The sequence below is a fragment of the Asticcacaulis taihuensis genome (assembly GCF_900100255.1).
Taxonomy (GTDB): domain Bacteria; phylum Pseudomonadota; class Alphaproteobacteria; order Caulobacterales; family Caulobacteraceae; genus Asticcacaulis; species Asticcacaulis taihuensis.
Genome location: NZ_FMTS01000003.1, coordinates 416,019 through 435,798 on the forward strand (window position 1 = coordinate 416,019; position 19,780 = coordinate 435,798).

At 60.3% G+C, this 19,780-nt stretch carries 16 protein-coding genes and 3 tRNA genes; 7 read left to right on the plus strand and 12 right to left on the minus strand.

From position 1 onward, the window contains the following. Positions 1-85 precede the first annotated feature (85 nt). The 7 genes from BLO49_RS10875 to BLO49_RS10905 all read right to left on the minus strand — a co-directional run bounded on the left by BLO49_RS10875 (position 86) and on the right by BLO49_RS10905 (position 11,674). Positions 86-544: a hypothetical protein gene (locus BLO49_RS10875; protein ID WP_090648203.1), complete on the minus strand. Its 459-nt coding sequence runs from the start codon at positions 542-544 to the stop codon at positions 86-88. Next, entirely contained in the window at positions 541-3,864 is a 3,324-nt protein-coding gene (locus tag BLO49_RS10880; protein WP_170828300.1) for an amidohydrolase family protein, read from the minus strand. The genes BLO49_RS10875 and BLO49_RS10880 overlap by 4 nt, the downstream gene beginning before the upstream one ends. A gap of 14 nt (positions 3,865-3,878) precedes the next feature. Beyond that, positions 3,879-5,147: an amidohydrolase family protein gene (locus tag BLO49_RS10885; RefSeq protein WP_090648207.1), complete on the minus strand. Its 1,269-nt coding sequence runs from the start codon at positions 5,145-5,147 to the stop codon at positions 3,879-3,881. Beyond that, a complete protein-coding gene (locus BLO49_RS10890; protein WP_090648210.1) occupies positions 5,144-6,613 on the minus strand; it encodes an amidohydrolase family protein in 1,470 nt (489 codons plus the stop codon). Before BLO49_RS10890 ends, BLO49_RS10885 begins: the two co-directional genes overlap by 4 nt. Positions 6,614-6,699: 86 nt before the next feature. Further along, positions 6,700-8,841, minus strand: a complete 2,142-nt coding sequence (locus BLO49_RS10895) for a TonB-dependent siderophore receptor (protein ID WP_170828301.1) — start codon at positions 8,839-8,841, stop codon at positions 6,700-6,702. Positions 8,842-9,089: 248 nt separating this feature from the next. Next, positions 9,090-10,160: a PepSY-associated TM helix domain-containing protein gene (locus BLO49_RS10900; RefSeq protein ID WP_090648215.1), complete on the minus strand. Its 1,071-nt coding sequence runs from the start codon at positions 10,158-10,160 to the stop codon at positions 9,090-9,092. 14 nt (positions 10,161-10,174) lie between these two features. Then, the gene (locus BLO49_RS10905) at positions 10,175-11,674 is read right to left on the minus strand and encodes an amino acid permease (protein ID WP_090648217.1); all 1,500 of its coding nucleotides are present in this window, start codon (positions 11,672-11,674) and stop codon (positions 10,175-10,177) included. 131 nt (positions 11,675-11,805) lie between these two features. Here BLO49_RS10905 and BLO49_RS10910 point away from each other — a divergent pair, with 131 nt between their 5' ends. Continuing rightward, on the plus strand, positions 11,806-12,612 hold the full coding sequence (locus BLO49_RS10910; RefSeq protein WP_220083723.1) for an AraC family transcriptional regulator: 807 nt from the start codon (positions 11,806-11,808) through the stop codon (positions 12,610-12,612). Here BLO49_RS10910 and BLO49_RS10915 read toward each other — a convergent pair whose 3' ends face one another. Further along, positions 12,613-13,230 carry an FMN-binding negative transcriptional regulator gene (locus BLO49_RS10915; protein WP_090648220.1) on the minus strand — a complete coding sequence of 206 codons (618 nt, stop codon included), beginning with the start codon at positions 13,228-13,230 and terminating at the stop codon, positions 12,613-12,615. It lies immediately after the preceding gene. 191 nt (positions 13,231-13,421) lie between these two features. Beyond that, a tRNA-Thr gene (locus BLO49_RS10920) sits at positions 13,422-13,497 on the minus strand. A 173-nt stretch (positions 13,498-13,670) separates the two neighbouring features. On the opposite strand from BLO49_RS10920, the gene metG reads away from it, so the two are divergent. The 3 genes from metG to BLO49_RS10935 all read left to right on the plus strand — a co-directional run bounded on the left by metG (position 13,671) and on the right by BLO49_RS10935 (position 16,359). After that, complete coding sequence (gene metG, locus BLO49_RS10925) at positions 13,671-15,386, plus strand: methionine--tRNA ligase (RefSeq protein ID WP_090648222.1); 1,716 nt, start codon at positions 13,671-13,673, stop codon at positions 15,384-15,386. A 75-nt stretch (positions 15,387-15,461) separates the two neighbouring features. Next, positions 15,462-15,866, plus strand: coding sequence for a DUF805 domain-containing protein (locus BLO49_RS10930; RefSeq protein WP_090648225.1), 405 nt, complete (start codon positions 15,462-15,464; stop codon positions 15,864-15,866). Positions 15,867-15,948: 82 nt separating this feature from the next. After that, positions 15,949-16,359, plus strand: a complete 411-nt coding sequence (locus BLO49_RS10935) for a DUF805 domain-containing protein (RefSeq protein WP_170828302.1) — start codon at positions 15,949-15,951, stop codon at positions 16,357-16,359. Between the two features lie 41 nt (positions 16,360-16,400). Here BLO49_RS10935 and BLO49_RS10940 read toward each other — a convergent pair whose 3' ends face one another. From BLO49_RS10940 to rlmB, 3 genes are all read right to left on the minus strand, one after another. Beyond that, positions 16,401-16,721, minus strand: coding sequence for a YidB family protein (locus tag BLO49_RS10940; RefSeq protein WP_090648226.1), 321 nt, complete (start codon positions 16,719-16,721; stop codon positions 16,401-16,403). Positions 16,722-16,733: 12 nt separating this feature from the next. Continuing rightward, complete coding sequence (locus BLO49_RS10945; protein WP_090648229.1) at positions 16,734-17,531, minus strand: YjbE family putative metal transport protein; 798 nt, start codon at positions 17,529-17,531, stop codon at positions 16,734-16,736. 73 nt (positions 17,532-17,604) lie between these two features. After that, positions 17,605-18,507 carry a 23S rRNA (guanosine(2251)-2'-O)-methyltransferase RlmB gene (rlmB, locus tag BLO49_RS10950; protein ID WP_090648232.1) on the minus strand — a complete coding sequence of 301 codons (903 nt, stop codon included), beginning with the start codon at positions 18,505-18,507 and terminating at the stop codon, positions 17,605-17,607. Between the two features lie 163 nt (positions 18,508-18,670). Here rlmB and BLO49_RS10955 point away from each other — a divergent pair. From BLO49_RS10955 to BLO49_RS10965, 3 genes are all read left to right on the plus strand, one after another. After that, positions 18,671-18,754, plus strand: a tRNA-Tyr gene (locus tag BLO49_RS10955). A 137-nt stretch (positions 18,755-18,891) separates the two neighbouring features. Next, a tRNA-Gly gene (locus tag BLO49_RS10960) sits at positions 18,892-18,965 on the plus strand. Between the two features lie 57 nt (positions 18,966-19,022). Next, a partial coding sequence (locus BLO49_RS10965) for an elongation factor Tu (protein ID WP_139159670.1) occupies positions 19,023-19,780 on the plus strand: 758 nt, incomplete at its 3' end.

Consider the following 19,780-nt stretch of genomic DNA (forward strand, 5'->3'; position numbering starts at 1 on the left):
AGATCAATGATCTTTTAGCGGCGCGAGGTCTGACCGGACTACGATGTGCGGATCAATTAATGTTCCGAACGGGCCAAAGGACCGGTTACCGGCTGGCGGTCGCCAGATAATCGGCGGCGGTCGTCGGGCCTTTCGCGGCGGTGTCGGTGTGTTCGGCTATATATTTGCGGATCTCGAAGAAGAAGTTCGAACCGGACGGCAGGCCGACCTTGTCCCAGGCAGCATCAAGCGCCGCGGCTTTTTCCGGCGGGGTGTGGGCCGGCTGGATAAGCATGAAATCCCAGTCGGCACCGTCGCTGTGGACGTACAGCTGGCGCGGAGGCAGGCCGGCGAGTTTGTTGGCCTCGTCGCATTTGGCGATGAATTCGAGAAAGGCCTGATGCTGACCGGGGGCAATGCGGTAAATTTCAACCTGAGTCAGAGGCACCGGCGTGGGGGCGGGGGCAGGCGCAATGGCGGGACTGATTGTGGGTGTTTTGGGTTTGGCGAAGGCAGGCGTGACGGCCGTCAGGAGACCGGCGGCGATAAGAATGGATTTGATCATTTGCGGGCTCCGGTGGCGGGATATTCATCGGCGAACCATGGCGTGACGGCGGGGAGCTTATCTGGCCACACCTGGCTCAAATCAGCGGCATCATAAAGACGGCCGTTTTTCATAACCTGGTCGATCTTCAAGGCATTAGTGATGTCGGTGCGCGGATCGGCGTCGAGGATCAGCAGGTCGGCAAACTTGCCAGGCGTCAGGCTGCCGATTTCACCAACACGGCCGATGGTTTCGGCCGAACCGAGCGTGCCGGCGTGCAGGGCTTCTTCCGGCGTCATTCCAGTGATATTTGGGCCACCCATGACGTGCGCTTCCAGCTCCCAGTGGAAGCCAACGCCCGGCGTATTGCCGTGGGCGCCGATGCCCACCAGTCCGCCGGCGCGCTGGATATCCGCCGCCCCCTTGGCCACGGTCGGGAAGGCATATTCTGACAAGGGCAGCCACTGGTCGAGGCGCGTGGTCATCTGCGCCAGGGCGAAATGCGGTGTGTAATAGCGGTACTTCTCGCTCGATGATGGGTTGTCACGGGCGATAAAATAGTCCTGACCTGTGGCGCCGCCATTGGTGATCTGCAAGGTGGTCGTATAGCTCGTCCGGCTCTGCGCCAGAAGCTGGATGACGTCCTTGTAGATCGGCAGGGCGACGAGGGCGTGTTCGTTGCCGGAATAGCCGTCCATGATCTGGCTGAGGTCGAGCTTGAGCGACAGGGCGCCTTCTGTAGTTGGTTGCAGGTCTTCGGCCAGCGCCGCCATCTGCACCCATTCGCGCACCTTGCGGGAGCCGACGCGGTAGGACTTGATATTGCTCAGGCCATAGTCGGCATGGAAGCGGCTCAGAACCTTCTTCGTTTCTTCCAGCGATGAGAAGCGATTGAAGCTGAACAGCGCCATGCCGGTCGAAGGCAGGCGCGGACCTGTCATCAGGCCGGCGTCGAGCATGTCCTTGTAGGCGATCTCGTCAACGGTCAGGGTCGAGGGGTCGAAACTGGTGGTCACGCCGTAAGCCAGACGTTCGCGCAAAGACCAGTCTTCTGTATCGAGCACCTCGCGGCGCACCGTGCCGATATGGTCGTGAGTGTCGATAAAGCCGGGCATGATCGTCTTGCCAGTGACATCGCGCATGGTCACATCGGCCGGAACGGTGAAACTGCCGCGTGGGCCGATTTTGGCGATGCGATTGCCGTCGATCAGGATATCGGCATCAGGGACGGCCGGCGCATCCATCGGCAGGGCCGTGGCGCCGCGCAGCAGCAGCAAGCCCTTCGGTTCATCACGCGGTACGATGACATCGGCATGGAAGCGGTCCGGCTTGCCTGGATCAGCCGACCAGTTCGGCTGATCGTCAAAGGTGATGCTGTCGAGCGAGCGCTTGTAGAAGGTCGAGCCCAGGGCATAGGTCAGGGTCTTGCCATCCGCCGACCATTCCATGAAGTCGGCGCCGACATCGGTGATGCGGCGGTGCTTCACCTTCGGATCGGACAGGTCGACCTGTTTCACATCGGCTGCCGGACGTTCGATGACGTGCAACTGCTGGCCGATGATGGCGGCGATCCACTTGCCATCGGGTGACAGACGGACGGCATCCACCGGCACCGGACCATCCTGAAAATACCAGCCGGGACCGTTGACCGAAACGATGTCGGACTGGGCGCCGGTTTTGAGGTCGATGCGCGACAGGCCGGCGCCGGTTTGCAGGTAGGCGGTATCGGGCTCATTCGTGAAGGTCGGGCGTTGTCCCATATAGGTTGTCACGATATCGCGCGGTGCTGAGCCATTCACGGGCAGGCTGACCAGGGTCGCCTCACGCGTAGCGCCATATTCCATGTAAAGCCGCAAACGGTCGCGCTGGGGCGAGCGCTCGGCCAACACCTGCGTGCCGTCGGGCGTGAAGACCGGGTAGGTGTAGTAGTCTGGACGCAGGCTGATCTTCTTGGGCGCAGAGCCATCGAGGGCCACTGTCCAGACATCGCCGGCCTGGCGTGCCGACCAGGTGACGAAGGTGAGCGCCTTGCCATCAGGCGACCACGACGGCTGCCAGCCATCGGCGATCTCATTCGGTTTCGCGTCGCCCGTGAGCGGCATGACATAGACCTTGCCGAGCGCCGAGAAGGCCAGTTGCGACCCATCCGGTGACATCTGGGGCGTCTGGATGATGTGGGCGTGGATCGGGCCGGTGTCTTCGGTGATTTTTTGCCGACTGAGGGCGCCCAACGCTAGCTGCACATGGGCCGTGAAGGGGATCGGCGTGGCAGTGCCATCGAGCGCGATACGCTGGAACTTGCCGCCGACCGTAATCAAGATCGAGCGGCTATCCGGCGCGAAGGTATAGCGCGGCAGGAGGTCCAGCCAACTATTGGCCTGGAGCTGGTCGTGCGTTACCGGGAAGGCCAGCCACTTGTCTTCGCCGGTTTGCAGGTCGCGCAGGCGCAGGCCGGTCTGGTTATCAAAGCGCGTGGCATAGGCGAGGTAACGGCCATCCGGCGACACGGCCGGGCGGAAATAGGCGCCGGGATTGCGGCTGTGGCCGGAGCCATTTGGCTCGGCGATAATCGCGGTTTCTGCGCCAGTGGCGAGGTCGCGTTTAATGATGGTCCATTCGTCGCGCTGGTCGGGATCGACCGGGCCGACATGGCGGGCCATATAAAGCGACCTGCCGTCAGGTGACGGCGTGGCACCCAGGGTGCTTAGCCAGGCATCGCGAGCCTGATCGGCAGTGGCCTTGGTCGGGATGACGAGCTTCTCTGCGCCATCCAGGCTATATTGCCACAGCTCATAGGCATTATAGCTGGGGCGATAGCGGCTGAGATACACCGTCTGGCCGTCCGGCGCCCATTCGGGCGACACCAGCACGGTATCATCATCGCCGAAACTGACCTGACGCGCGCCGGTGCCGTCGGCCTTCATGACCCAGAGATTGTCGGCGCCGGAGGCGTCGCTGATAAAGGCGATCTGCTTGCCATCGGGCGAAAACACTGGTTGAGACTCGAACGGCAGGCCGGTGCGCAAAGGCTTGGCTACACCACCCTTGGCATCCATCGTGTAGATATCACCCAGCATGTCGAAAACGAGTGTCTTGCCATCGGGCGAGACACCCAGTGACATCCAGGTGCCTTCACTGGTATCGAAACTGATTTTGCGGGTCGGTTTCAGCGGCAGGATCTGGCCTTTCGCCTGACGAGGTCGGATGTTATCGACCGCGCCGGCGCCGTCCTTGATCCAGCCGACGGCATTGCCGAAGGGCACGGGCAGGTCTTCATCATGGGCATGAACGGTGGTCGCAGCGAACAGCGCCACAAGCGCGACGAGGGGTAGGGATTTCATTTCTGCCAGATTCTTCATTTTTGGTAGACCGGAGGCAGGGCAGCAGGTTTGGCGTAGCGGTCGCGCAGCAGGGTCTGTCGCGTTTCCAGTGAGGCTTCGCGGCCCTGCACGAAGACCTTCCACGGATAGGTGCCAGGCTCCAGCGGGTCGCCATCCCAGATAACAAGGTCGGCGTCCTGATCCTTGGCGAGGGTGCCATAGTGGTCGCTGAGGCCGAAGATGGTGGCCGGTCCTTGCGTCATGGCGGCCAGCGCCTGATCATAGGGCAGGCCGTTGGCGACGGCCAGGCCGGCCACTTCGCGCATGGCTTCACCGGCGTCGTAGCTAAGATAGATGGTGTTGCCGGAGGCATAGAAGGCCATCCGCACGCCCGCCTTGCCGAGAATGGCAGCATTGTCGAGCCGTGCGCCAATTTGGTCGAAGCTGATCGGCAGGTTGTCCATCGGATCGAGGATGACCGGAATTTTCGCGGCCGCCAGCGCGTCGGCGCAGCGCCACGCCTCATCCGCGCCCATGACGGCGACGCGCAGCCTGAAGTCCTTGGCCAGGGCAATGGCTTGCCGGATATCGGATTCGCGCTGGGTGAGGATGACCAGAAGCTGGCCCTTGAGCACCTTTTGTAGGGCTTCAGCGTCGAGGCGGCTGATCGGCTGATCGGGTTTCCCGGGCTGGTAGCGGCCGGCCTCGGTCAGGGCGTTGCGCAGGAGTTGCCACTGGGCGCTGCGCGATCCACCGGCGGCCGAAAGCGTGGCACTGCCGATCTGGACATACATGGCGACCTGCGGGCGTTCCAGGATGTCGCCGGTCTCAGTCAGGTGGATGGTGGCGGCCTGGCCCATGAAAGGGGCCGTGCCGGCCGCACCGGGATAGCTGACCGCACGGGTCAGGCCATCGGCGCGGGCTACGGGCAGCAGCACGCTGTTGCTATTGAGTGCATATTGAATATCGAACGAGGCGCCAAGCGTGGTGTTGCTGCTTGATTTGTCGTTGGTCTCGTCGGCCGAACCCGTCTCGACCAAACCAAGCTGGGTGGCGGCGTTCATCAGGCCGGGCGTGACCATCCGGCCGCCGACATCGATCACAGTCGCGCCGGCAGGCACCGCGCCTGAAGACGTGACCGAGACGATGCGGCCGTCATGGACGACGATGGTGGCGTCGGACACCTTGCCGGCGCCGGTCCCAGAGCCAATCATGGTCCAGGCTTCGGCATGGGTGATGGCCAGATCCTGCGCCGAGGCGAGAGCCGGCAACAGCATGAGGGCGATAGCCAGAGAGCGGATCATTGCATCACTCCCGCCTTGCGGCCAAGCTGGAAGTCACTCAGTGGTTGGTAGGCCGGATCGTGGCGGTCATAGGCGATGGCGCCGTCGATCATGACGGTATCGGCCTTGGTATAGATGCTGAACGGATCGCCCGACCAGATAACGATATCGGCATTGTAGCCGGGAGCCAGGGTGCCGACCCTGTCTTCGAGCCCCAGAACCTTGGCCGGATTGCTGGTGATCCATTTGATGATGTGCTCCGGTGCTTCCGGCAGGCCCATGTGCCGGCCGGCGGCAGCAGCCTTGGCGGCTTCGATGTTCAGCCTCTGACCGATAACCGGCGAATCCGAATGAACGGTGACGCAGGCGCCGGCGGCGTCGAGAATGGCGGCGTTCTCGCGGATGCCGTCATTGGCCTCCATCTTGAACCCCCACCAGTCCGGCCAGACAATGGCGCATGTGCCGGTTTTCGTGAAAAGCTCCGGGTTCTTGTAGCCTTCGACCGTGTGGTGGAAGGCGGTGATTTTGAAATCGAATTCCGTGGCCAGGGCCTGCATTTCGGCCATGTCATCTGCACGGTAACAATGGATATTGACCCGCAGGTCGCCATTCAGAACAGCCGCCAGTGTATCGAGTTTCAGGTCGCGCGATGGCGGCGGGCCGTGCGGATCGGCGTGATAATGGTTCCACTGGTCACGGTAGGCTTGGGCCTGACTGAAAATGTCCCGGAAATTGGCCATTTCCCCCTGCCGGCTGTTCGGCCTCATGCCCTTGCCGCCATAATAGCCCTTGGCGTTCTCGCCGCACGACATCTTCAGGCCGGTGGGCGCATCGGGGAACTTCATGGCGGCGACATTGGTAGCTGGAATCGGGTGGAGCGTCACCGCCCGGCCGCCGATTTGCGGCGTGGAGCCCGGCAGGATCTGGAGCGTGGTGACGCCACCTTGCAGAGCATAAAGGAAGCTGGCGTCCTGGGTATTGATGGCGTGCTCGATCCAGGTGTCGGCGGCGATGGGCGAACTCAGCTCCGAAACATCGGACGAGTCGCTGTCGATCGAGGTCAGCGGCATCGAATAGGTGCCGTCGTGGCTGTGCGGATCGATCAGGCCGGGCGTGACCCAGCGCCCCTTCGCGTCGATTACACGGGAGCTTCCACCGTCGAGATGCTGGCCGATGACGACGATCCTGCCGTCGCGGCTCAGCACATCGGCATCGTCAAAACGATGGCCGGCACCATCGAGCACGGTGGCGTGTGTGATCAGCACGTCCTGGCGGGGCAGGGGCTTGTAGGTACTCGGATTGGTGCCGAGCAGGAAGGGGATGGGATGTGCCTGTGCTTTATCAGCGGCAAAATCAGGCTTTGGCTTTTCGTCGCGCACTACAGGCGGGCGGTACGGCGCGCGGTGCGGCGCGGCGGCCCAGGTCGCGGGGCAAAAGAGGGACAGGGCAATGACGGGCAGCCAGACCCTGGAAAATGAACCCTTCATCGCAACAGCCCCTGTGTCGTCAGTTTACGCTTATGAAATATATGGCAAAGGCCCGCCTCCGGATACCGGAAACGGGCCTCTGTGGATCAGAACTTCCGCGTCAGCGTTGCGGTCCAGTTCTGGCCGGCGCCGTAGGTACAGCCGACCGAACCGGAGCAGCGGGCAACATATTTCACATCAGTGATGTTGCTGCCATTCAGAGCGATGCGCCAGTCCGGGGTATCATAGTGGATAGCCGCATCGAACAGGGTCGATTGCTGGCCCCAGATGCCGGCGCCATAGGAGCCCAGGCTCTTTGAGTTATAGCGAACGCCGAGGCCGAAACCGAGACCGCCGAGGCTGCCGGATTTCAGCGTATAGTCGGCGAACAGTGAGACCTTGTCCTTCGGAGTCGTCGGCATTGGGCCGCCGATTTCGGCAGTGTTGTTGGAAGCCAGGACTTCGCTGTCCGTATAGGTATAGGAGCCGTTGATCGAGAACTGCTCGTTGATACGAGCCACGAACTCGGTCTCGAAGCCCTTGACTTCGACTTCCCCAATCTGGGTGCTGATGAAGGTCGGGTAATAGACGGTCGAGACGACGTTGGTCTGCTTGATGTCGTAGAGGGCGGCGGTGGCGAAGAGTTTCACGCCATTGTCCAGTGTGCGGCCGTCATACTTCACGCCGATTTCCGACTGCTCACCTTCGGTCGGACGGAAGCCGGTGCCGATGACTGGCTCGAACGAAGTCGAATAGCTGGCATAGGGGGCGACGCCATTGTCGAACAGGTAGTTGGCGCCGACACGGTAGGTGAACTTGCTGTCCTTCGTCGTCGTGGCCGGCAGATAGGTCTTGGTGACGATCTTGTCCTCGTCATAACGGCCGCCAAGCGTGATGAACAACTTGTTGATGCCGATCTGATCCTGAACATAGAGGCCAGTCTGCTTCAGGTCCTGGTCGTTGTAAGGATTCCAGGGGGGCGTAACGATTGTAGAGGCGTCGCTGTAGACCGGATTATACAGGTCGATCGATGAAGCCATGGCAAAGCCGTACTGGGCGAAGTTCTTGACATCGCGGTAGTCGATACCGGCCAGAACCTTGTGCGTCACGCTGCCGGCGGTAAAGGTGCCGTCCAGGCGATTGTCAATGGCAAAGCTCTCGACATTTTCCATGTAGGGGAAGCTGTAGCGGTCGACCGTGCGGTTGTCGGCCTCAAGCGCCGCGCCATAGATCACCTTGCTGTTCTCGCGATACTTGCTGTACTTGGCATTTGACGAGAAGGACAGGTTATTGCTGAAGGTGTGCTTGTAGTCGTAACCGACCGCCCACTGGTTGCGCTTGTAGATATTGTAATCCGGCTCGCCGAGATTGGTCGATTCGCTCACCCCGCCATTCGGGTTCGGCTGCAGGGTGCCGAGTACCGGCAGGAAGCCGTTGGTATCGCCGTCAACCTCGTCGTCCTGCAGATAGGCGAGACCGGTCAGGGTGTCGTTGTCGGTGATCTTCCAGGTGATGGTCGGGGCGATCAGGTCGCGCTTGGCCGAGACGCCGTCGCGTTCCGCGCCGCGGTCGAGATAGAGACCGGTTAGGCGGGCCGAGACATTGCTGGAGAGCGCACCGGTGACCGTGCCGGCAATCGACTTGTAGTCATAGCTGCCGAGCTTGCCCTGGATTTCACCGCCAAAATTGCGGCTGGCGCGGCGGCTGGTTTCATTATAGAGGCCCCCCGGAGGCGAGTTGCCGTAAAGCGTGGCAGCCGGGCCCTTGATGATGCTGGCCGAATCGAAGGCGTAGAGATCAACGCCGGTTGAGAAGATGGTGGTGGTGACCGGAGCGGCCAGGCCGTCGACATACTGCTTGGGGGTAAAGCCACGCATAGTGACGAAATCGTAACGCAGGTCGGGGCCATAGTTTTCACCAAAGGCGCCTGAGGTGTAGCGTACCGCCTGTTGCAGGTCGGTAAAGCCCAGCAGGTCGATCTGGTCGCGGTTGATGACGGAAACCGATTGCGGCGTCCGGATCAGGGGGATGTCGGTCTTGTTGGCCGACATGGCGCCGCTCGGGACAAAGCGCTTCGACCGGATGATGACGACGGTCGAGCCGTCAACGGTTTCCTTGGTGGTTTTGAGGCCGTCGCCGGTGTCGTCCTGCTGCGCCATAGCGGCGCCCCCGATACAGGCGGTGGCCACGGTTGCCATCAGCAGGGCCCGTGTAATGGTCTTGTTTATAGAAGTCCGTTGGGTCAGCATTTCAATTCCGCTCCTTATTGAATTGCCCATGACAAGAAAATGTCTTGGTAACGTGACGAAACTGTAACTCTCTTTTTTTGAGGCCCGATGTCTAACTTAGGACAGTTTATCTTGCGATCAGGCCGCGTAAAGTGGATGTGGGATCTTATGTTGCTAAAGTGCTTCAGTTTCGGACGATTTGGACGAAAAAAAGCGTTCGATGAGATCGTTTTTTGTGCGGCGCAATATATTTGAGACGCGTACAGAAATCAAGACGCAGACTTTTTGTTTGTAAGGCGTTTGCGTGTCCACCACAGGCTGATTCCCAATCCGGCCATGGCCATCAGCCAGACTCCAATGAGCAACTGCAAAATCCGGCCTGCAATCCCGCCGATCTGGCCGGTATGAAGCGGGTAAATCGTATCGAGCACGAGCCGCACCGGGCCATGCGCCTGACGGGCATCATACGCGCTTAAAACCCGGCCGTCATGCGCATCTATATACACGGTTGTCAGCCCCCATATGCGCGGCATTTCACCCTTCGCCCGCAGGCGGACGTTGTACCAGGGCGTATCTTCGCCAGGCAGGGAGAAACCTGAAAGAGTGGCGCCGGGATAGGGCGCCAAAGCTGCCGCCAGGGCGACGGACGGTTTTATCTGGTCTCCCATGGAGGGTGCGGTTATGGCGGGCGTCGGGATCTCGGCTTTGAAAAGCCCTTCAAGGCCATCGTCAAAGGCCAGCAGGACGCCGGCGGAAATGGTGATAAAGGCGGGCAAGGCGATCCACAGGCCGAGCATCCGGTGCCATCCGTGGAGCAGGGGAAGGGCGGCCTTGCCTTTCGGGCGACCCAGTGCTTTCAGCCATTGTCCGGCGCGCGGCCAGGCGAGTTTCAGGCCGAGGCCAATATTCGTCAGGAGCAGGAGGCCGCTGATGCCAAGAAAGGCCCGGCCGGCATCCCCCAGCATCAGGGCCATGTGGAGGTCGCTCAGGCGGTCGAAGATATTGCCGTCGGAAAGCGTATCATTGCGTTGGTCTCGCAAGGGGTCGCCCTGTCCATCGACACGCAGGGTACGGTCCGTATCGGCACGACTATAGAAGATATCGAAACGGCTGGCGCTGTTATTGGCCGACCAGACGGATGAGACATGCGTATCCGGCTCCAGAACCAGGCTGTCCAGCCGAGCGCCCAGGCGTTCGGCCTGGAAAGCAGCGCGGGAGCCGGCAACACCGGCGTCGTCAATATCCCAACGGAACACGATCAGGCAGCCGGTGGCTGCCTGAAAGACCCAGAGCGCGGCAAGAACGAGACTGACATAACGGTGTATGGTCCTGATCGGCATGGTTCGTCTCCGGTTTATTCAGTGTCAGGCCGGCGGGCGTTGCGATAGCCATAGAAGGCGTAGATCAGCACACCGGTCAGCAGATAGAGACCGAGAAAAATGGCGGGCAGAACGTCGCCGCGCCCGGCCTGCGAAAGGATATCCATGCCGACGGGTATAACCATGCCAAAACACAGCACGATGGCCAGCAGGGGCACATAACCGATCCACACCTTGCCGACCGTGAAACCGCCGAACGGTACGCGGAAGGGGCGGGGCAGGTCGGGACGGCGATTGCGCAGCCAGATCAGGCTGAAGGCAACGATCGAAAAAGCGAGTGCCGTCCCGAAGCTGACCATGTCGCCCAGCACGGAAATGGGCAGAAAGGCCGCGATGACCGCCGATGTGAGGCAGACGGTGATTGTGCCCCAGACGGGTGTCCGCAAGCGTGAATGGATTTTGGAGAACAGCGGCGGGATCAGGCCGTCGCGCCCCATGGCATAGCAGATTCGCGAGTGGCCGTAACCATTGACCAGCAGGACGGAGGCCAGTCCGGTCAGGGCGCCGATCTTGATGATGAAGGCAAAGGCCGGCTGACCAATACGATCGACAGCCACGGCGATGGGATCGGCGACGCCAAGTTGCTTATAGGGCACGAGGCCGGTCAGGACGGCAGCCACCGCAATGTAAAGGGCCGTGCAGACAAAGAGGGCACCCAGTATGCCAATCGGCATGTTCCTTTGCGGGTTTCTCGTTTCGCTGGCGGCGGTCGATACGGTTTCAAAGCCCAGATAGGCAAAGAACAGGATGGAAGCGCCGCGGACGATGCCCTGCCAGCCGAAGGCAAAGCCGCCTTCATTGGCCGGGATGAACGGCGTCCAGTTGGCCGGGTCCACTGCGCCGATGCCGACCGCCACGAAGGCGACCAGCACGGATATCTTGATGAAGACGAGTATGGTGGTGACGAGGGTGGACTTGGAAACGCCCGCCGACAGGATCACGGCGCTGACCAGCAGCGCGATGGCAGCAATCAGGTTAACGCCGCCGCTCAGCGAAAAGCTGGTCCGTCCGTCCACGACCGTGGAGACGACCGAAGGCGTGGAGAGCCAGGCCGGGATATGGACACCGAAATCAGTGAGCAGGCTGACCAGGTAACTGGAAAAGCCGACGGCGAGAGCAGAGCCGGCAAGGCCATATTCCAGCATCAGGAGCCAGCTCAGCCCCCAGGCCACGACCTGGCCCAGGGTGGCATAGGCATAGGTATAGGACGAGCCGGAGACCGGAATGGTGGATGCCAGTTCGGCATAGCACAGGGCGGTGAAGCCGCAGGCGGTCGCGGCCAGCAGGAAGGACAGCATGACGGCCGGTCCGGCGAAATGGGCGGCGGCCGTGCCCGTCATGACATAGACACCGGCCCCGACAATGCAGCCGATGCCCAGCAGCATGAGTTGGAGGCCGCCCAGCGTCCGGTGCAGGGGATGTTCTTCAGCCTGCAGGGCCTCAATGGATTTTCGGGCGAACAGTCTGGCAGGCATGATTGGCTCCGGTGCTGGGGCTGTATGTAAAGGCGGCAGGATTCTCGGACATATAGTATTCGGATAATTTTTAACGCGCTGTGTCTGGCGCGCTACAGTTAATGGAGCGCAAATCATCTATAACGGGCCACATGATGGCACGCAGCACGCATGGTGAAGATTATCAGAAGGTCAATCGCCCGATCGCCGTGCTGATTGACGAATATTCGCCGGATCATGTCGATCCGCCACATAGTCACGAACGTGCCCAGTTGCTGTACGCCACATCTGGCGTAATGTCGGTCATAACCGATGAGGTGAGTTTTACCATTCCGCCCCAGCGCGGCGTGTGGATGCCGGCCGGTGTCCGTCATGAGGCCCATTGCCGGGGGCATGTGTCGCTGCGCACGCTTTATGTCGAGGCGGATGCCGACAGCCGGATGCCGAAGCGCTGCCAGACGCTGAAAATATCGCCTTTGCTGCGTGAGTTGATTATCGAGGCCGGTAATCTGCCGATCGAGTACAGCCTCAATGGACGCGAGGCGCGCATCATGGAACTGATTCTCGATGAGATCGCCGAGGCGGTCGAGCATCCGGCTTCGGCGCTCAACATACCGATGCCGAAGGATCCGCGCCTTTCGCGCATATGCCGGAAAATCATGGATGATCCGGCAGCGGAGGACGATCTCGATCACTGGGCGGCGGTGGCCTGCATGGGGCGCCGCACCTTCACGCGCGCTTTCCGCCGGGAAACAGGCATCACCTTTTCGGAGTGGCGGCAGCAGGTCAGACTGGCTGAGGCGGTATCCATGCTGGCATCGGGCAAGTCGGTGACGACCGTTGCCTACGAGGTCGGGTATAACAGCCCCAGCGCGTTCGGCACCATGTTCCAGCGCGCCTTCGGCACCCCGCCCAGCCAGTATTTCAGCCAGCTCGCAAAGCCGGTTGCTGGAAGCTGATCAGCGGTCCGGATTTTGCCGGCGCATAGCCGCCGCCAGGTCCGTTTCGCCCGCGCGGTCCAGCGCCGTCAGGATTTCACCGTATTCCTGCGCGGCTTCGTCCTGCCCCATCTTGAAGGCCGCCTGCACATCGATAATCCGCGCGTGAAAGCCTACTACGCCCTGCGCGAGCCGTGCCGCGCGTTCTCCCATATTGTCCAGCGACCAGGCATTGTCGCGGTCGGCCTCCATGGTATCGATAAGGTCGCGCAAAAGTGCCTCAATGCCTGCTGAGTCTTCAATCAGGCGGATGTCGCAATCGAAAGCGATGCTGGCATAGTTCCAGGTCGGGGCCTGGGTACGGTCGGTCAGCCAGGAGGGCGAGATATAGCCGTGCGGGCCGGTGAGCAGCAGAAGCGCGCGGGGCTGGTCACGCAGATGCTCGATCTGGGGATTGTTGCGCCCGAAATGCCCGATCAGGCCGGTCAGCCGGCCGTCTTCCATATATGGGCGAACCGGAAGCTGGGTCGCGCCGAATCCGCCGGCGGCCGAGACGATCCAGGCAAAGGGATGGCGGGTGACGATATCGAGAATATCGGCGTCGGATTTCGGGGCGTACTTGGCGGGTTTTGGGTCCATCAGCCGATTCTAGCGCGATAACCGGTGAGGTTACAGCCGCTATTCAGGCCCAACGGTCATGTTTTCGGGCCAAATCAGGGAAGATGAAGTGGTGCCGGTTGCAGGAATCGAACCCCCGTTTGCGTCCGCAAACAAAAGATCAGACTCGCGGGTTCATGCAGGAAATGAATGCATCAGGAAAGGTGGGGTGCTGGTGCCGGTTGCAGGAATCGAACCCGCGACCTGATGTTTACAAAACAACTGCTCTACCATCTGAGCTAAACCGGCGCACACGCTCCGAACCGTCAGGTCCGAGGAGGGGTCTTATGCCGATGGCCGCGCGCCTTGTCCATATCTCATGCGCGGATTTTTTTGCTCATTTGCGCATCATCCCTATATTTCAGCCGCCGAAATGGTTTATGACCACGGCCTTCTCATCATTAGAGAGCTGAAAGACCCACATGTCCCGCATCCTGATCACCTCCGCGCTTCCCTATATCAATGGCATCAAGCACCTTGGCAACCTGGCTGGTTCGATGCTGCCGGCGGACGTGTTTGCCCGGTTTCAGCGGGCGCGCGGTCATGAGGTGCTCTATATCTGCGCCACCGACGAGCACGGCACGCCCGCTGAACTGGCCGCCGCCAAAGCCGGGCAGGACGTGCGCACCTATTGCGACGAGCAGCACCTGATCCAGAAGAACGCCGGCGAAGCCTTCGGCCTGAGCTATGACTGGTTTGGCCGCTCGTCCTCACCGGAAAACCGCGAACTGACGCAGAAGTTCTGCGAGGCGCTGGACAAGAACGGCCTGATCGAGGAACGCGTCGACAAGATGGTCTTCTCCATCGATGACGGCCGCTTCCTGCCGGACCGTTATGTCGAAGGCACCTGTCCGCACTGCGGTTACGACAAGGCGCGCGGCGACCAGTGCGACAACTGTGGGCGTCTGCTCGACCCGACCGACCTGATCAATCCCTATTCGGCCGTTTCTGGCTCGCGCAATCTCGAAGTCCGCGACACGCGCCACCTTTATTTGCTGCAAACCAAGGTCGAGCCGCAACTGCGAGAGTGGATCGCTGGTAAGTCTGAGTGGCCACCATTGGCGCTCTCCATCGCCAACAAGCATCTCGAGGAGGGACTGATCGATCGCGGCATCACGCGCGACCTGAAATGGGGCGTGCCGGTGACGAAGGACGGCAAGCCGCGTCCCGGCTTCGAGGACAAGGTCTTCTATGTCTGGTTCGATGCGCCGATCGAATATATTGGCTCTACCAAGGAATATTTCAGCGCTCAGGGCGATCCCGACGGCTGGCAAAAGTGGTGGCGCCTTGACCAAGGCGCCGATGATGTCCGTTATGTAGAATTCATGGGCAAGGACAATGTCGCCTTCCATACGGTCAGCTTCCCGGCCACCATTCTGGGCTCCGGTGAGCCGTGGAAGATGGTCGATACGCTGAAGGCGTTCAACTGGCTCAACTGGTACGGCGGCAAGTTCTCGACCTCGATGAACCGCGGTGTTTTCATGGACCAGGCACTGGAAATCCTGCCGGCCGATTACTGGCGCTGGTATCTGATCGCCAATGCGCCGGAAAGTTCGGACTCTTCATTCACCTGGGAGCAGTTCCAGGCGACGATCAATAAGGACCTGGCCGATGTGCTCGGCAATTTCGTCAACCGCATCCTGAAGTTCACCGAGTCGAAGTTCGATGGCGTCGTACCAGCGGGCGGCGAGGCTGGTCCGTTGGAAGACAAGCTCTATGCCGACATCTCGGCCCTGCTGACGGAAGCAACCGAAGCCTTCGAGGTCATGGAAATGCGCAAGGCCGCGCAGGCAGTGCGTCGCATATGGGTATTGGGTAACGAGTATCTGCAGGAAGCCGCGCCCTGGACGGCCTTCAAGACCGATGTCGAACGTGCCGGCGTGATCGTGCGCCACGGCCTGAACCTGGTACGTCTCTATGCCGTTCTGGCCCAACCGATCATTCCGTTCGCCGCGCAGAGCATTGCCGATTGTGTTGGCGTTCAATTGCCGTTGGCGTGGCCTTCAATGGATGCAGAGGCTGAACTGAACCAGTTGCCGGCCGGCCAGAAGGTGCAATCCGGCGAGGTGCTGTTCAGGAAGATCGATGACGACATGATCGCCGAATGGGCGGCGCGCTTCGGCGGCAGCGAGGCGTAAGGTTACAGCGAATTCAGTAGCCTGAACGGCCTTATTGCCTATACTCCCGTCATCGCAAATGATCGGGGGTATGTCATGAATCTCGTCCAGTTCCTGTTCAGCTTCCAGGGGCGCGTGCGCCGCCTGCATCTATGGCTGTTTTTTCTTGTTCTGTCCGTGCTTTACGGCGGTATCTTCTGGCAGTTCGGCCATATCCATGTCGATTACGGCAGCGGCTGGGCCAATGGCCGCCATGACTGGTATGGTCCTGGCTTCTGGTTCATTGAGCACAATCCTGGCTTCGGCCTTTTGGGAATCGTGGCGATCTGGATGAAGCTGGCGGTTATCGTCAAGCGCTGGCACGACCGCGACAAGTCCGGCTGGTGGATACTGATCACCCTGATCCCGTTTATCGGCTGGCTTTGGCAACTGATCGAATGCGGCTTTATGGACGGGACGCAAGGCCCGAACAAATACGGGCCGTCGCCGAAGGGGCTTTGATAGTAGGGCTATGAAGACGCTCTGATTCGTGTTTAGCTGAAGCCGGTAAGGCGTTCATTTCAAACATAATGAAGGGTTTCTTATGGATTTTAGTAACTGGAAGATGATGCTGTTCAGTGCCCAGGGCCGCATCCGGCGCCGTGACTACTGGCTTTGGGCCATCTGCATGGGCATCGCTTTTGCCATCATCATAAATATCCTGATGGCCGTACTGGGCGTCGGTCGCAGCATGGCTGAAACCGGAACCTTTCCGGCAACTTTCTGGATCGTTTATCTGATCATGCTCATTCCGGCGACGTGGATCGGTATATGCCTGCAAATCAAGCGCTGGCATGACCGCGACAAATCGGGTTGGTGGGTTCTGATCGCGTTCGTGCCCATTATAGGCGGCATTTGGGCATTCGTCGAATGCGGTTGCCTTGATGGCACGCAAGGCCCCAACAGATATGGCCCGTCACCCAAGGGCATCGGCGCCGCACCGGACGTTTTCTGATAAAATGGCGGGAAGGTTTGAACCTTCCCGCCATTTCCTTATTAACCGCCGAAATGCTTCTTCGCCGCGCCAGGCAGGTGCTGCGACAGGTACTTCGCCGCGTCATCGACCGACAGTCCGGTCTTTTCGGCAATGGCAGCCAGTTTATCGGCGCCAAGGATCGACTTGAGTTTATCGGCATCAATGGCGTGATGTTCGCCGTCCTGCCACTTGTCGACCACATGGCTGAGGCCATTGGAAACCAGATGTGCCAGCAGGGCGGTAACGCCGCCGATCAGGGCGCCTTCGATCATCATATGGATAATGCCGTGGCTGTGATGATGGTCGCCGGACTGGGCCAGTTTGGCGTGCAGGTCAGACATATGAGTTCCCCTCTATTTATGTGACAGCAGGTTGGTGAAGGTATTGCGCCACCACGTCACGGTATCGTTGGCCATAACTGGCAGGCATTTCAGCGTGGCATCGCAATGGCCGAATTCCCAGATCTGATGGCCGCCTTCCCAGATCATCTTCAGTGCCACGAACAGCACGACCGCCACGCCGGCATAGGCGATCCAGCGGAATTTGTGCAGAATGTTGGCGATCAGGTTGGCGGCCACGCCCATGGCGGCGATGGACAGCAGCAGGCCGAACACCAGGATCGACACATGGTGAGAGGCGGCGCCGGCCACGGCCAGCACATTATCGAGCGACATCGAGATATCGGCCGCCAGGATTTGTATGGTCGCCGACAGCAGCGTCTTGGTCTTGCCGTTTTTAGCCCTGGCTTCCGCCGCGGCCACACGGGCGGCGGCTTCCGGGTCATGCAGGCCCGTGCTTTTGGCGGCTTCCGCAGCGGCTTCTGCGGCCACGGTTTCGTGGTGCTCATGCAGTTCGCGCCACATTTTCCAGCAGACCCACAACAATAATATGCCGCCGGCCAGCAGCAGGCCGACCAATGCCAGGAGTTCCACGGTGATGAGGACGAAGCCAATACGCAGAATTACCGCGCCGATCAGCCCGTAGAGAATGGCCAGTCGGCGCTTGTCGGGCGCCAGGCCGGCAGCGGCGATGCCGACGGCCACGGCATTATCACCGGCCATGACGATATCGATGAAGACGACCTGCACCAGGGCCAGACCCTGAGACAGCAGGACGGGATCGATGTTCAGGAACGAGGTCTCAAGCGCCACGGGATCACCTGGAAGGGGTACGGTTAACCCTAGATAAGCTACCGGTGTTTCATGTCAATTCTTATGGCCAGTCTTATCGCCGCGCACAGGACTCGTACAGGGAGATAGACGCGGCGTGGCTGACATTGAGGCTCTCGAAGCCGCCGGGCATGGGGATGCGCGCCAGATGATCGCAATGTTCGGCCACCAGCCGGCGGATACCTTCGCCTTCGGCGCCCAGTACCAGCACCAGCTTTTTCAGGCTTTCGCCCCAGCCTTGCTGCGCCAGGAGTTCATGTAGGTTGAATTCGCCTTCGCCGGCCAGGCCGATGCTGACATAACCGTTCTCGCTTAGTGTCTCCAATGCGCGCGACAGATTGGTGACACGGGCGAAGGGCACGACATCGACGGCGCCCACGGCCGTCTTGGCCAATACGCCTTGCAGGGGGGGGGAGTGGCGGTCCTGCATGATCAGGCCCTTGACTCCGAAGGCCGCAGCCGAGCGGAAAATGGCGCCGATATTCTGCGGATCGGTCACCTGATCGAGCATCAGGATGACATGGAGCCCGTTTCTCGCATCGCGTTCGATCAGGTCATCGAGCGATTCGCCTTCCAGCACGGGCGCGTGCAGGGCCATGCCCTGGTGGACGGCGTCGGGCGGCACGAGGCGGGAAATCTCGCTCATCGGCAGGGTACTGATCTTGATTTCTTGCCGTTTAAACAAGGCCGGCGGGGCCGATTTCGTCCGTTCCTCGCTCAAAAACAACCTGATCAGACCCTGGCGCGCAGAATTTTTCAGCGCTGCCTCAACCGCATGAGCGCCCCATAGCCAGCCGTCGTAATTAGCCTTAGGTTTCTGTTTAAATTGAGGTTTGTTGTCACGCCGCCCCTCCGGCGCCGGCTTCGCGGCGTGGCCTTTGGGCTTGTCCACAAAATTTTGTGACCTGTTTTTACCTGATTGCGATTTACGGTCGTTGCGTTCACGAAAAGAGGACACTATAAGACGCGCTCCGATTTGAGGCCTGAGAAAGGCTTTTTGACTGATCCGGACGGTCTTTACGACCAAAGCCTGTGAATCAAAAAGTTTTTTTTCATTTTAGGGCTTGAGCTTTTTCGGAAGCTCGGCTTTAAGGCGTCCGGCTAAGACTTTGTGAGTGTTTGGGGGAATGTCCCGAGCGGCAAAGGGGGGGGACTGTAAATCCCCTGCGTAAGCTTCGCAGGTTCGAGTCCTGCTTCCCCCACCATCACTCATAGTCAGCCAGACGGTCTCCAATCAAAAAAGAAGTTAGTGGTAAGAATTTCCGGGACGCCTGTCCCGGCAAGGGCGACCGCCCGTCCGAGCTTATGCGAGGAGCCTCTCGCGGCGCTTGAGCGGAAAAATGCGGGTATAGCACAATGGTAGTGCAGCAGCCTTCCAAGCTGAGGATGTCGGTTCGATCCCGTCTACCCGCTCCAAACTACACTGACGTTTTTCAACCTTAGCCCTTCAGGGCAAATTGGAGCCTTAGACCTATGGCCAAGGAAAAATTCAACCGCTCGAAGCCTCACTGCAACATCGGCACCATTGGTCACGTTGACCATGGCAAGACGACTCTGACGGCGGCGATCACGATCACTCTGGCGAAGTCGGGCGGCGCGACCGCGAAGAACTACGCCGACATCGACGCTGCCCCTGAAGAAAAGGCGCGCGGCATCACGATCAACACGGCGCACGTCGAGTACGAAACCGAGAACCGCCACTACGCCCACGTCGACTGCCCGGGCCACGCCGACTACGTGAAGAACATGATCACCGGCGCTGCCCAGATGGACGGCGCGATCCTGGTCGTTTCGGCCGCTGACGGCCCGATGCCGCAAACGCGCGAGCACATCCTGCTGGCCCGTCAGGTCGGCGTGCCGGCCCTGGTCGTCTACATGAACAAGGTCGACCTGGTGGACGACGAAGAACTGCTGGAACTGGTCGAAATGGAAGTCCGTGAACTTCTGTCGTCCTACCAGTTCCCCGGCGACGATATCCCCATCACCAAGGGTTCGGCCAAGGCCGCGACCGACGGCGTCAACCCGGAAATCGGCGAACAGTCGATCCTGGCCCTGATGAAGACGGTTGACGAATACATCCCGCAGCCGGAACGCCCGATCGACCAGCCCTTCCTGATGCCGGTCGAAGACGTGTTCTCGATCTCGGGCCGTGGTACGGTTGTGACCGGCCGCGTCGAGCGCGGTATCGTGAAGGTCGGTGAAGAAGTCGAAATCGTCGGCATCCGTCCGGT